The 13,340-nt window shown below is 60.6% G+C and carries 13 protein-coding genes; 7 read left to right on the forward strand and 6 right to left on the reverse strand.

The window, feature by feature from the left end; genetic code table 11:
- Positions 1-62: 62 nt before the first annotated feature.
- Positions 63-1,352 carry an MFS transporter gene (locus K0H48_RS27340; RefSeq protein ID WP_219337451.1) on the reverse strand — a complete coding sequence of 430 codons (1,290 nt, stop codon included), beginning with the start codon at positions 1,350-1,352 and terminating at the stop codon, positions 63-65.
- 384 nt (positions 1,353-1,736) lie between these two features.
- On the opposite strand from K0H48_RS27340, the gene K0H48_RS27345 reads away from it, so the two are divergent.
- Both K0H48_RS27345 and K0H48_RS27350 read left to right on the forward strand, forming a co-directional pair.
- The gene (locus tag K0H48_RS27345) at positions 1,737-2,141 is read left to right on the forward strand and encodes an acyl-CoA thioesterase (RefSeq protein ID WP_138813263.1); all 405 of its coding nucleotides are present in this window, start codon (positions 1,737-1,739) and stop codon (positions 2,139-2,141) included.
- A gap of 57 nt (positions 2,142-2,198) precedes the next feature.
- On the forward strand, positions 2,199-3,098 hold the full coding sequence (locus K0H48_RS27350; RefSeq protein ID WP_219337452.1) for a D-hexose-6-phosphate mutarotase: 900 nt from the start codon (positions 2,199-2,201) through the stop codon (positions 3,096-3,098).
- Positions 3,099-3,219: 121 nt separating this feature from the next.
- On the opposite strand, the gene K0H48_RS27355 is transcribed toward K0H48_RS27350, so the two are convergent.
- The 4 genes from K0H48_RS27355 to purE all read right to left on the reverse strand — a co-directional run bounded on the left by K0H48_RS27355 (position 3,220) and on the right by purE (position 5,775).
- Positions 3,220-3,756: a DUF3299 domain-containing protein gene (locus K0H48_RS27355; RefSeq protein WP_017135795.1), complete on the reverse strand. Its 537-nt coding sequence runs from the start codon at positions 3,754-3,756 to the stop codon at positions 3,220-3,222.
- A 78-nt stretch (positions 3,757-3,834) separates the two neighbouring features.
- On the reverse strand, positions 3,835-4,080 hold the full coding sequence (locus K0H48_RS27360) for a GlsB/YeaQ/YmgE family stress response membrane protein (protein WP_058424295.1): 246 nt from the start codon (positions 4,078-4,080) through the stop codon (positions 3,835-3,837).
- A gap of 105 nt (positions 4,081-4,185) precedes the next feature.
- Complete coding sequence (locus tag K0H48_RS27365; RefSeq protein ID WP_219337453.1) at positions 4,186-5,271, reverse strand: 5-(carboxyamino)imidazole ribonucleotide synthase; 1,086 nt, start codon at positions 5,269-5,271, stop codon at positions 4,186-4,188.
- A 12-nt stretch (positions 5,272-5,283) separates the two neighbouring features.
- The gene (gene purE / locus K0H48_RS27370; RefSeq protein ID WP_003195648.1) at positions 5,284-5,775 is read right to left on the reverse strand and encodes a 5-(carboxyamino)imidazole ribonucleotide mutase; all 492 of its coding nucleotides are present in this window, start codon (positions 5,773-5,775) and stop codon (positions 5,284-5,286) included.
- A 362-nt stretch (positions 5,776-6,137) separates the two neighbouring features.
- On the opposite strand from purE, the gene K0H48_RS27375 reads away from it, so the two are divergent.
- Positions 6,138-6,791 (forward strand): reprolysin-like metallopeptidase, encoded by a 654-nt coding sequence (locus tag K0H48_RS27375; protein WP_219337454.1) that lies wholly within the window; start codon positions 6,138-6,140, stop codon positions 6,789-6,791.
- Positions 6,792-6,853: 62 nt separating this feature from the next.
- Here the strand turns inward: K0H48_RS27375 and K0H48_RS27380 are convergent, their stop codons facing one another.
- A complete protein-coding gene (locus tag K0H48_RS27380; RefSeq protein WP_219337455.1) occupies positions 6,854-7,768 on the reverse strand; it encodes a LysR substrate-binding domain-containing protein in 915 nt (304 codons plus the stop codon).
- Positions 7,769-7,950: 182 nt separating this feature from the next.
- On the opposite strand from K0H48_RS27380, the gene aspA reads away from it, so the two are divergent.
- From aspA to K0H48_RS27400, 4 genes are all read left to right on the forward strand, one after another.
- The gene (gene aspA, locus K0H48_RS27385; protein ID WP_017135792.1) at positions 7,951-9,375 is read left to right on the forward strand and encodes an aspartate ammonia-lyase; all 1,425 of its coding nucleotides are present in this window, start codon (positions 7,951-7,953) and stop codon (positions 9,373-9,375) included.
- 392 nt (positions 9,376-9,767) lie between these two features.
- Positions 9,768-11,213, forward strand: a complete 1,446-nt coding sequence (locus tag K0H48_RS27390) for a sodium:alanine symporter family protein (RefSeq protein ID WP_219337456.1) — start codon at positions 9,768-9,770, stop codon at positions 11,211-11,213.
- 76 nt (positions 11,214-11,289) lie between these two features.
- A complete protein-coding gene (locus K0H48_RS27395; RefSeq protein WP_219337457.1) occupies positions 11,290-12,267 on the forward strand; it encodes an asparaginase in 978 nt (325 codons plus the stop codon).
- 50 nt (positions 12,268-12,317) lie between these two features.
- The gene (locus tag K0H48_RS27400; RefSeq protein ID WP_219337458.1) at positions 12,318-13,304 is read left to right on the forward strand and encodes an AraC family transcriptional regulator; all 987 of its coding nucleotides are present in this window, start codon (positions 12,318-12,320) and stop codon (positions 13,302-13,304) included.
- Positions 13,305-13,340 lie beyond the last annotated feature (36 nt).

Here is a 13,340-nt window from a genome sequence, read left to right on the forward strand (position 1 = left end):
CCCGGCAAGCGCCGGGGTCGGTTCGGCACGATAACAAATCGCCCGCAAAAGCACAGCGTTGCTTAACGCCCGCGCTTCCATAGATAGGCACCGACAGCCATGCCCATCACGCACACCAGCGCCACATAGTAAGCCGGGCCCATCGGGCTCTCTTTGAGCAGCAGTGACACGAACACCGGGCTCAGGCCACCCAATACCGCATAGGCCAGGTTGTAGGAAAACGACAGGCCACTGAAACGCACCGCCGGTGCAAAGCCGGTGACCATCACAAACGGCGCCGCCGTCACCGTGCCCACGAACAGGCCGGTCAGCGTGTAGAGCGGGAATAGCCACTCAGGGTGAATCGCCAGGCTGGCATACAGCGCCCAGCACACCACCATCAAGCCGAAGCAGCCAAACACCAGCACCCGGCCCGCGCCAATGCGATCGCAGAGCTTGCCGGCAATCACCAGGCCCAGCGCCATGCTGACAATCGCCAGGCTATTGGCCTGCAGCGCGGTTTTGGCCGCGAAGTGGTAAACGCCTTGCAGCAGCGCGGGCGTCATCAGGATCACCACCACGACGCCAGCCGACAGAAACCAGGTCATCAACATCGACAGCACGATCGACTCACGGCTCTCGCGCAGCACCGTGCGCAACGGCACCTCCCGCGACAATGCCTTGCGCTGCTGCAACTCGGCAAATACCGGCGTTTCATGCAGCCAGCGGCGCAGGTACACCGACAACAGCCCGAACACTCCACCCAGCAGAAACGGAATGCGCCACGCGTAATCCGCCACCTGCTCCGGGCTATACGTGCTGTTAATGCCCGTGGCGATCAGCGAGCCGAGCAAGATTCCCAGGTTCAGGCCCACCGACAGCACGCCCACTGCATAACCGATGCGCTTGGCCGGCACGTGTTCAGCCACAAAGATCCACGCACCCGGCACCTCACCGCCAATCGCCGCGCCCTGGATCATGCGCATCAACAGCAAAAGTACCGGCGCTAACAGGCCGACTTGGGCATAGGTCGGCAACAGGCCGATGGCCAGGGTCGGCAGCGCCATCAGGAAGATGCTCAAGCTGAACATCTTTTTGCGCCCCAGCAGGTCACCGAAGTGCGCCATGACGATGCCGCCCAACGGGCGAATCAGGTAGCCGGCGGCAAAAATGCCGAAGGTCTGTACCAGGCGCATCCACTCGGGCATGTCCGGCGGGAAAAACAGCTTGCCCACCATCGCGGCAAAAAATACGAAGATGATGAAGTCGTAAAACTCCAGGGCGCTGCCCAAGGCAGACAGCGCCAAGGTTTTGTAGTCAGTGCGCGTCAACGGGCGGGCAGCTTGCACGGCGCTCGCGGGAACGGTGGGCATATCGGGCTTCTCTTCTAAAGGTGCTGACCCGGATAACAGTCCAGATGCCGCAAATATTCCCGGCGATAGGCACAGTTTCTGCAAAAAGCCGCGATACAGCGCAGATTTGCCGACCAAATGAGCGTGCAGAGGTCGTCGCCGCCACAGGGTCTCGATATACTCGGCCCGTGCAAGCGCCAAACCCGCTGTCTTGAGGGGCTGCTGTGCCAAAACGTTGTTGGGTGACCCTAAGGGTGTATTCCAGCCGCTTTGGCAGAGTTTCCCTTTAGTGCGCCTTACGAGAAACGTATCGAGCGGTGTAGGTTGGTGCTGAAACGTTTTTCCAGAAGACGGCTATCCACTTGAAATACCCATGAAGCGTCACGGGTCAGAGGCACCCTCGGCATGATCGAATTCGAACAAGAAGATCCTATCCCGCAAGGCGATCTCGCCTTGCAAATCACCGCACTGCCGCGTGAAACCAACGGATTTGGCGATATCTTCGGCGGCTGGCTGGTCGCGCAGATGGACCTGGCCGGCACGGCCATGGCCAGCAAGGTCGCCGGTGGCCGCGTGGCTACCGTGGCCATTGATCGCATGGCATTCCTGGTGCCGGTAGCGGTGGGCGCGCAACTCTCCTTCTATACCCAAGCCCTGGAAATCGGCCGCAGCTCGATCCAGATGATGGTTGAAGTGTGGAGCGACGACCCGCTGTCCAGTGAATGGCGCAAAGTCACCGAGGCGGTGTTTGTGTTTGTCGCCATCGATGGCAGCGGCCGCACGCGTTCGGTGCCGTCACGCGCGCGTTAAACCTCACCGGGTTTTGACGGTCAATTGCCCCATTGCCTGCCATAAAGAGTGCTTTGTATGCCTGTGCCCCACGTTGAAAGCGTAAAAATCGACGAGTTGGACTGCTGGCGCATTCGCCACAACGGCGCCGAACTGATGGTGGCCCAACAGGGCGCGCACATCTTCAGTTACCAGCGCCAGGGCGAACAGCCGCTGATCTGGCCGAACCCTGAAGCGGTGTTCAAGCAAGGCAAAGGCATTCGTACCGGCGTGCCGGTGTGCTGGCCGTGGTTTGGCGTATTTGATCGCAACCCGCAGAGCGTGAAAGCGATGCGCCAGAGCGAGCAACCGGCCGGTGCCCATGGTTTTGTGCGCACCGCACTGTGGGAGCTGGCTGCAAGCGAACTCGAAGGCCAAGCGCTGCGGGTGGATTTGGTGCTGCCAGTTCCCGCGGGCGGCTTCCCCGGCTGGCCGCATCAGGTCGACCTGACACTGAGCCTGTTGCTGGACGATCAACTGCACATCCGCCTGACCAGTCACAACCGTGGCACCGACACCGTGGCCCTCAGCCAGGCATTGCACACTTACTTTGCAGTGAGTGACGTGCGCAAGGTGCAAGTCGAAGGGTTGGATGGACTCGCGTATATCGACACCGCCGATGGCTGGGCCGAGAAGAAGCAATCCGGCCTGCTGCACTTCAGCGGCGAGACTGACCGTATCTACCTGGATACTCCGGCGCAATTGAATATCGTCGATAAGGATTGGCAGCGTTGCATCCAGCTCACCAGTCAGGGTTCGAACTCGACCGTGATCTGGAACCCATGGACCGAACGTGCCAAGGCGTTTGACGACATGGCCGATGATGGCTGGCAGGGCATGCTGTGCATCGAGACGGCAAATGTGCGGGATGATGTGGTGAGCTTGGCGCCGGGCGAAAGCCATACTTTGGGCGTGAGCATCACCAGTATCGGCCTGTAAACCCAATCAAAAATGTGGGAGCGGGCTTGCTCGCGAATGCGGTGGACCAGTCAAAGTTATATTGACTGACACTACGCCTTCGCGAGCAAGCCCGCTCCCACATTAGGTTCTGCGTCATGATCTAGAGATCGGACTCTTTCACTACCCTGACCTTCCCAGCATCCAGCGCATACGCCGCGTCCGCCAAATCGTTGTTGACCTTCTCCACCTTCAATGTGCCCGTCACCCACAGTGGCGTGTAGATATCATCCAGCTTCAGCCCCTTGGGATAACGCACCAGCACCAACTGGTTAGGCGGCGGTGGCGGCACGTGGATGCAGGCGCCTGGGTACGGCACCAGGAAAAACAGCGTGCTGCGGCCCTTGGCGTCAGTTTCCAACGGCACTGGGTAGCCGCCGATGCGAATGTTCTTGCCGTTCATGGCGGCCACGGTCTTGGTCGAATACATCACCGCCGGCAAGCCTTTGCTCTGCTTCAAGCCACCTTTGTCGGTGAACGTGCCTTGGGCTTCGGGGGAGTTGTGGTCGATCTCGGGCATGGCTTCGAGGGCTTTCTGGTCTGAAAGCGGCATCAGGTCGAGCCAATCGGTTTCCGGCAGTTCGCCGGCGTGCGCCAGGCCAGAGCCCAACAGGAGGAGTGTGAATAAAAGACGGCGCATGAAAAAGCTCGGCAAGTTCAGATGCCGAGCATTCTAGCCCTCTGCGCCTGCGCAGCGCAGAGGGCTTTGTCGCTTAGATCATTTCTTTTTCAGCAGGCCGTAGATCACCAGCAGCACGATGGCGCCGATCAGCGCGCCGAGGAAGCCCGCGCCTTGACCCGCCTGGTAGATGCCCAGGGCCTGACCACCGTAGGTGGCGACCAGAGAACCTGCGATACCCAGCAGGATGGTCATGATCCAGCCCATGCTGTCGTCGCCAGGCTTGAGGAAACGCGCCAGCAGGCCGACGATCAAGCCGATAAAGATGGTTCCGATGATACCCATGGCATTTCCCTCTGAATGAAGTGAACTACACAAAAGCCTAGTCAGACTTTAGCGTCCTGCAATCAGAGAGGCGGCGATAACCAATGGTTCCCGCCGCCCTCAAGGTTATTGCTCGGCGATCAACGCTTCGACTTTGAGGATCTGCGCCTCAAGGGTCGCACGGTCCTTGCAACGCAGGTTGGCGTGGCCGACCTTGCGCCCGACCTTGAACGCCTTGCCGTAGTGATGCAGGTGGCAGTCATCAATGGCGATGACTTTTTCCACCGGTGGCACTGCACCGATAAAGTTGAGCATCGCGCTCTCGCCAACCTTGGCCGTGGAGCCCAACGGCAAGCCTGCCACCGCCCGCAGGTGGTTTTCGAACTGGCTGCACTCGGCGCCTTCGGTGGTCCAGTGCCCGGAGTTGTGTACGCGCGGGGCGATTTCGTTGGCCTTGAGGCCGCCGTCGACTTCAAAGAACTCGAACGCCATCACGCCGACATAATCCAGCTGCTTGAGCACGCGACCGGAATAGTCTTCGGCCAGGGCCTGCAACGGGTGGTCGGTGCTGGCCACGGACAGCTTGAGGATGCCGCTGTCGTGGGTGTTGTGCACCAACGGGTAGAAGCGGGTCTCGCCATCGCGGGCGCGCACGGCGATCAGCGACACTTCACCGGTGAACGGCACGAAGCCTTCCAGCAGGCAGGCAACGCTGCCCAGTTCGGCAAAAGTACCAACCACATCGGCAGCGGTGCGCAGGACTTTCTGGCCCTTGCCGTCATAACCCAATGTGCGGGTTTTAAGCACGGCCGGCAGGCCGATGCTGGCGACGGCCGCTTCCAGGTCCGCTTGGGACTGGATATCGGCGAAGGCCGGGGTCGGAATGCCCAGGTCCTTGAACATGCTCTTCTCGAACCAGCGGTCGCGAGCGATGCGCAAGGCTTCGGCGCTCGGGTATACCGGCACGAACTGCGACAGGAAGGCCACGGTTTCGGCCGGGACGCTTTCGAATTCGAAGGTCACCAGGTCGACTTCATCGGCCAGTTGGCGCAGATGGTCGGGGTCGCTGTAGTCAGCGCGAAGGTGTTCACCCAAGGCCGCCGCGCAGGCGTCGGGCGCCGGGTCCAGGAAAGCGAAGTTCATCCCCAGCGGGGTGCCCGCCAAGGCCAGCATGCGACCCAGTTGGCCGCCACCGATTACACCGATTTTCATCAATCAATACCTTCAGGCGATACGTGGGTCTGGGTTGTCCAGCACGCTGTCTGTCTGCTCAGCACGGAATTTTTTCAGCACCGCGTGAAACTGCGGGTGCTTGGCGCCCAGGATGCTGGCGGACAGCAATGCGGCGTTGATCGCGCCGGCCTTGCCGATCGCCAGGGTGGCCACCGGAATACCGGCCGGCATCTGCACGATGGACAACAGCGAATCCACGCCCGAGAGCATCGACGACTGCACCGGCACACCGAGCACCGGCAGGTGGGTCTTGGCCGCACACATGCCTGGCAGGTGCGCCGCACCGCCGGCACCGGCGATGATCACCTCGATGCCACGGGATTCTGCTTCATCGGCATACTGGAACAGCAAATCCGGGGTGCGGTGGGCAGAGACCACTTTCACTTCATACGGAATGCCGAGTTTTTCCAGCATATCGGCGGTGTGGCTAAGGGTGGACCAATCGGACTTGGAGCCCATGATCACGCCAACCAATGCACTCATCGTCGTGCCTCTTCTCTCTGGGCGCCCGCAGGCGCGTCAAAAAACAACAAGCCACGCGGGAAATCCGGCGTGGCTTGGTGTACGAATTAAGGCCGGTTGGACCGGCCGAAGGCCGCGCAGTATACCGTAATAATCCAGATAAACAGCCCCTGGGATGACCATCTGTCATTCCTTGCTACCGAGGGATTTATTGACTCTAAGGTCAGCCTCTAACGCACGCCAAAGCACACACTCACGTCCGCTCGCCAAACCGCCGTACCGTCGAGCATTAATTACCGCCCGGTGGAATGCCCTCATTCAATAAACTCACTGACATCCTGATTCACTATCAGTAACTTTGAACTTCTTGAAAGGATTAAAGGATGACTCAGACAATCGAAGACCTACCCAAAAAAGACATTACCATTATCGCTGTTATTCATAATGACGTGGCGCAGTCAAAACGAGAAACCATTTACGCTGATTATTTTCACGCAGTCGTAAACGAGCTGGAGAGCTTCGCAGAGCGGAAAATCCATGTCGTCTTCGCGCAACGCGAGCCCCAAAGCAGCATGGAATACAAAGGCGATGTTTTTGATGACGCTGCAACACGCTGGCAAACTGTCGGCACTCAAATTCTCGAAGAAATGACAAATGACGGCTTAAAAACCAATGAGTTGACCAAAGTCGTTCTCGTTACCAACGATCAATTAAACGATAACGTTTTAGGCGTCGCGAGCACATATGGGGAAACCAAAGGCGGAACATTCGCCATCGCATCATTGGTCTCGCCAGAAGTCGTCGCGCATGAGATCGGTCATTTATTAGGGGCCAAACATGACGACTCTGAAGTGCATATCAAGCGCCGCTGGGCCAATGGCCTTAAGCTCCTCAAGGCTTGGTGGCTATTCGGAAGCTGGTACGAGGACATTAAGACTTATACCTACATGGCACCCCACAGTAGCAGTTCCACCACTTATACTTTCAGCCCCGCCAATCGGCAAAATATTAAGAATTATCTGGCCAGCAAAGATTAATACCAACAGCCCTTTTACCGTTTTACTTCCATCAGTTCGAACAATCACTGACCTCCCTCCGCTCATGCGGAGGAACTCACTGCGCTGCCACTTTCGAGCTTGCGCCACAACAACCGCACATTCGCCTTGCGCACCAGTGCGCAGCGATACAAGCGAATCTCCAGCGGCACATGCCATTGCGGGCCGCCGCACACTACCAGCTCGCCACGGGCCAGTTCCGCCCGTACGCTCAACTGCGGCACCCAGGCGATGCCCAGCCCTTCCAGCGCCATGCTCTTGAGGCTGTCGGCCATGGCGGTTTCATAGATGGTGGTAAAGCGCAGAGCCCTCTGGCGCAGCAGCAAATTCACCGAGCGCCCCAGGAACGCACCGGCACTGTAGGCCAGCAACGGCACGCTGCCCTCACCTTCCAGGTCGAACAGCGGTTTGCCGTTGGCGTCGGCGGCGCACACCGGGAGCATCTCGGTGTTGCCCAGGTGCAGCGAGGGAAAGATCTCGGCGTCCATCTGCATGGCCGCGTCCGGGTCGTAGAACGCGAGCATCAGGTCGCAGCCACCTTCGCGCAGCGCGTGCACGGCGTCACCGACGTTAGTGGCAACCAATCGCGTGGCAATGTTCAAACCTTCGTTGCGCAGTTGCGCGATCCAACGGGGGAAGAAGCCCAGCGCCAAGGAGTGGGCAGCCGCGACTTGCATGACCTCCCCTTGCCCGCCTTCCAGGTGATGCAAATGGCGCAGTACTTCACCGAGCTGTTCGACCACCGTGCGCGCGGTGACCAGAAACAATTGCCCCGCCGCCGTCAGCTCCACCGGTGTGCGTGAGCGATTGACCAGGGTCAGCCCCAGCGCCGCTTCCAGGCTGCGAATACGTCGACTGAACGCCGGCTGGGTCACAAAGCGCCGCTCCGCCGCCTGGGAAAAGCTGCGCGTCGCCGCCAGGGCGCTGAAGTCTTCCAGCCATTTGCTCTCAAGGTTCATCACTTCCTCCCACGGGTACGCACCATTTTGGCACACACGCCCGCCATGATAACCGGGTCACACCTACATTATGCCGTTTGTGCATAGGCCAGTGCTGAACAGCATTGGCCCAAAAACTTCTACAAGCCTAGCATTCGCAGCGTTCCGGCCTGTTCCGGGTCCATATCGAGATGATTTCCGTCATGTCCTCCGCTGCATCATTCCGCACAGAAAAAGACCTGCTTGGCGTACTCGAAGTACCAGCTCAAGCGTATTACGGCATCCAGACCCTGCGAGCGGTGAATAACTTCCGCCTCTCGGGCGTTCCGATTTCGCATTACCCGAAATTGGTGGTCGGCCTGGCAATGGTCAAGCAAGCAGCCGCTGACGCCAACCGCGAGTTGGGCCAGCTCAGCGAAGCCAAGCACGCTGCCATCAGCGAAGCCTGTGCCCGTCTGATCCGCGGCGATTTCCACGAAGAGTTCGTGGTGGACATGATTCAAGGCGGCGCCGGCACTTCAACCAACATGAATGCCAACGAAGTCATCGCCAACATCGCGTTGGAGGCCATGGGCCACAACAAGGGCGAGTACCAGTACCTGCACCCTAACAACGACGTGAACATGGCGCAGTCGACCAACGACGCCTACCCGACCGCGATCCGCCTGGGTCTGCTGCTGGGCCATGACGCGCTGCTGGCCAGCCTCGACAGCCTGATTCAGGCATTCGCCGCCAAAGGCGTCGAGTTCGGCCACGTGCTGAAAATGGGCCGCACCCAATTGCAAGACGCCGTGCCGATGACCCTCGGCCAGGAATTCCGCGCCTTCGCCACTACCCTGGGTGAAGACCTGGCGCGCCTGAAAACCCTGGCGCCAGAGCTGCTGACCGAAGTAAACCTGGGCGGCACCGCCATCGGCACCGGCATCAACGCCGACCCGCGCTACCAGGCCCTGGCCGTACAACGCCTGGCGCTGATCAGCGGCCAGCCGCTGGTTCCAGCTGCCGACTTGATCGAAGCCACCTCCGACATGGGCGCTTTCGTGCTGTTCTCCGGCATGCTCAAGCGTACGGCGGTGAAGCTGTCGAAGATCTGCAACGACCTGCGCCTGCTGTCCAGCGGCCCACGCACCGGCATCAACGAGATCAACCTGCCGGCACGCCAGCCAGGCAGCTCGATCATGCCCGGCAAGGTCAACCCGGTGATCCCGGAAGCCGTGAACCAGGTAGCGTTCCAAGTCATCGGCAACGACCTGGCGCTGACCATGGCAGCCGAAGGCGGCCAACTGCAGTTGAACGTGATGGAGCCGCTGATCGCTTTCAAGATCTTCGACTCGATCCGCCTGCTGCAACGCGCCATGGACATGCTGCGCGAGCACTGCATCGTCGGCATCACCGCCAACGAAGCACGCTGCCGCGAACTGGTGGAACACTCCATCGGCCTGGTCACCGCGCTGAACCCGTACATCGGCTATGAAAACGCCACCCGCATTGCGCGTATCGCCCTCGAAAGCGGCCGCGGCGTGCTGGAACTGGTGCGCGAAGAAGGCTTGCTCGACGACGCCATGCTCGACGACATCCTGCGCCCCGAAAACATGATTGCCCCACGCTTGGTCCCGCTGAAGGCCTAAGCGTTTGATGCACCGCTCACCAGGTTGAGGGACTAGACACCTCTCACCTTTTGAGGGCCTGAAGGCTCGTTCTTCAGGCCCTTTTTTTTGCCCCAAGGTTGTGAAATGAAGCCCATAAAAAATCCAATATCGCCCTGCAAACCCTCCTTGCCTGCAACCGCCTGGCTGAAACCTTTAATCGCCCCGTGCAGACGGATCACGCTCGCCTAGGTATAGTGCCGCCCCTCTTCGCGTCTGCGGCCGTCGGTAACGAGGCCCGGATACAACGCGAAAGCGCATGAATAACAACACCCGCAAAAGGATTGGGTCGAAGCGTCGTGCACTGCCTGGTGCCGAGCGATGAGTCGCACCGTCCTGCGTTTGCCATTAGAAAAATCAGCGAGGAACACTCCATGCTCGAAGTCATCAACGACTTCCTCTCAGGGAAAGTACTGATCGTGCTCATTGTCGGGCTCGGCGGTTATTTCACGATCCGCTCGCGTTTCGTACAGTTGCGTCACTTTTTCCACATGTTCTCGGTGTTCAAAGACAGCCTGAAGAGCAGCTCCGGCCAGCTCAGTTCCTTCCAGGCGCTGATGCTCAGCCTGGCCGGCCGCGTGGGTGCCGGTAACATCGCCGGTGTCGGCATTGCCGTGACCCTGGGCGGCCCGGGCGCCGTGTTCTGGATGTGGGTCACCGCGCTGGTGGGCATGTCTTCGAGCTTTATCGAGTGCTCCCTCGGCCAGTTGTACAAGCGTACTGACGCTGACGGCACCTACCGTGGTGGCCCGGCTTACTACATCCAGCACGGTCTGCAAAAACGCTGGCTGGGTATGGTCGTCGCGTTCCTGTTGCTGGTGACCTTCGGGTTCGCCTTCAACGGCCTGCAAGCCCACGCCGTCACCCACTCGCTGAACAGCGCCTTTGGCCTGGACACCACCTACACCGGCCTGGCGCTGGCGGTATTGCTGGGCCTGGTGTTCATCGGCGGGATCAAGCGCATCGCGTCGATCGCCGACCTGCTGGTGCCGGTCAAGACCCTGGTCTACATCGCCGTGACCCTGTACGTGATCGTGCTGCAATTTGACCACGTGCCGGCCATGCTCGCGACCATCGTCAAGAGCGCCTTCGGCCTCGACCAAGCCTTTGGTGGCCTGGTCGGCAGCGCGATCATCATGGGTGTGAAGCGCGGCGTGTTCGCCAACGAAGCAGGTTTAGGCAGTGCGCCTAACGTGGCAGCGGTGGCTTCGGTAGAGCACCCGATCGCCCAAGGCGTGGTGCAAGCGTTCAGCGTGTTCCTCGACACGTTTGTGATCTGCACCTGCACCGCGTTGCTGATCCTGCTCTCCGGCTTCTACACCCCAGGTTTTGAAGGCGACGGCATTGCCCTGACCCAGAACTCCCTGGCGGCGGTGGTCGGTGACTGGGGCCGCATGTTCATCTCGGTGGCCCTGGCGTTGTTCGTGTTCACCTCGATCATGTACAACTACTACTTGGGCGAGAGCAACCTGCGCTTCCTGGTCGGCAATAACCGCAAGGTGTTGATGGGCTACCGTGCGCTGGTGCTGGTGCTGATTTTCTGGGGTTCGATCGAGAACCTGAGCACCGTGTTCGCCTTCGCCGACATCACCATGACCATGCTCGCGTTCGTGAACCTGTTCGCCCTGGCGTTCCTGTTCAAGATTGCCATGCGCATCCTCAATGACTACGACAACCAGCGTGCAGCGGGTATCAAGACGCCGGTGTTCGACTCCAGCCAGTTCCCCGACCTGGACCTCGACCGCAAGGCCTGGCCGGCTAACCCGGCAAAGCCGCAAGCAGTCGCTTCGGCTGAACTGAGCGCTCAAGCGCAGCGTTAATCACCGCTAGATGACACGCCGCCCGGCCTTGGGCATGCTCTGGGCCCGGCGGCGTTTTTCGTTCAGGAGATTTTTCATGCAACCAGCTAACAACGTGATGGTGCTCTACACCGGCGGCACCATTGGCATGCAGGCCAGCGCCAACGGCCTGGCGCCGGCGTCGGGTTTTGAAGCACGCATGCGCGAACAGCTTGTCGATGCCGCGCTACCGGCCTGGCGCTTTCAAGAGATGTCGCCGCTGATCGACAGCGCCAACATGACGCCCACTTACTGGCAGCATCTGCGCAGCGCCGTGGTTGAGGCGGTGGACGCAGGCTGCGATGCGGTGCTGATCCTGCACGGCACCGACACCCTGGCCTACAGCGCGGCAGCCATGAGCTTTCAACTGCTGGGCCTGCCGGCGCCGGTAGTCTTCACCGGTTCCATGCTGCCGGCCGGCGTGCCCGACAGCGATGCCTGGGAAAACGTCAGCGGCGCCTTGACGGCCTTGGGCGAAGGCCTGGCGCCGGGCGTGCAGCTGTACTTCCACGGCGCGCTGATGGCGCCGACCCGTTGCGCGAAAATCCGCAGCTTCGGTCGCCACCCGTTTGCAGCCCTGCAGCGCAATGGCGGCGTCGCCCAGGCCGACATGATCCCGGCCGCCCTGCATTACCGCCAGCCCAAAGCCTTGGCCAATGTCGGCGTGTTGCCGCTGGTGCCGGGCATCGCCGCCGCGCAACTGAACGCGTTGATCGACAGCGGCATCCAGGCGCTGGTGCTGGAATGCTTCGGCAGCGGCACCGGGCCGAGCGATAACCCTGAGTTCCTCGCCAGCCTCAAGCGTGCGCAGGATCTGGGTGTGGTCGTAGTCGCAATCACCCAATGCCATGAAGGCGGCGTGGAGCTGGACGTGTACGAAGCTGGCAGCCGCTTGCGTGGCGTGGGCGTGCTGTCCGGTGGCGGCATGACCCGCGAAGCGGCGTTCGGCAAGCTCAATGCCTTGCTCGGCGCCGGGCTTGAGGCCAGCGAAGTGCGCCGTCTGGTGGAACTGGACCTGTGCGGCGAGCTGAGCTGACCGGCATATAACTTGCTGCCCTTCCAGCCATCCCCTGGCTGGAAGTTCCCATGCTGCATTCCCACCTCACCACACTCAATGCTGTTTCGCTGGTGCTCAACACCTTCAAAGGCTTGCCCCACGAAGCACTGCTGGCCGGCAGCGGCATCTGTGCGGCGGACTTGAGCCGGGCCGACACGCGCATCACCACCAATCAGGAAATGCGCGTGTGCGCCAATGCCGTGGCTTTGCGCCGCGATGTCGGCCTGGAGCTGGGCGCACAAATGCATGTGTCGGCTTACGGCATGCTCGGTTACGCCCTGCTCACCAGTGCCACCTTTGGTGACGCGTTACGTTTGGCGCTGCGCTATCCGGCGCTGCTGGGAACACTGTTCGAGCTGAGCCTTGAAGAGGACGGCGAGCGCATCTGGTTCACCGCCGGCGACTACCGGGAAAACCCCAGCCTGGAAATGTTCAACGTCGAGCTGTGCCTGGCGTCATTGAAAGTGATCTGCGACGACCTGCTCGGCCAGCCTCTGCCCTTACTGGCTGCACGTTTTGAACATGACGCCCCCGACTACCGCGCGCGCTACGCCGAACGTTTCCCCTGCACGCTGCAATTTCAGGCCACCGCCAATGCCTTTGCCTTCGATAAACACTGGCTGGACCAGCCTCTGCCCCTGGCCGACGCCATCACCCACCAGGCCATGGCTGAGCGTTGCCGCAAACAAAACCTGGAGTTCACCGGCCGCCAGGCCTGGCTCGGCCGGATTCGCCAACTGCTCACCGCACAGCTCAATGCCGCGCCCGGCCTTGAGGGTTTGGCCGAGCAGATGAACTGTTCGGCGCGCACCCTGCGCCGGCACCTGCATGACCTGGGCTGCAGCTACCAGGAGCTGCTGGACGAGCTGCGTTTCGAGCGTGCCAAGCAACTGCTGGCCGAGGACCAGTGGCCGATCTACCGGATTGCCGAGGCACTGGGCTTCAGCGAAACGGCAAGTTTCAGGCATGCCTTTGTGCGTTGGAGTGGCGTGGCGCCGAGCCAATTTCGAGCGTGATGCTCCATCAAGGGGCGAATTTCGGACAGACACTTT

The sequence above is a fragment of the Pseudomonas sp. Xaverov 259 genome (assembly GCF_019352915.1).
Lineage (GTDB): Bacteria > Pseudomonadota > Gammaproteobacteria > Pseudomonadales > Pseudomonadaceae > Aquipseudomonas.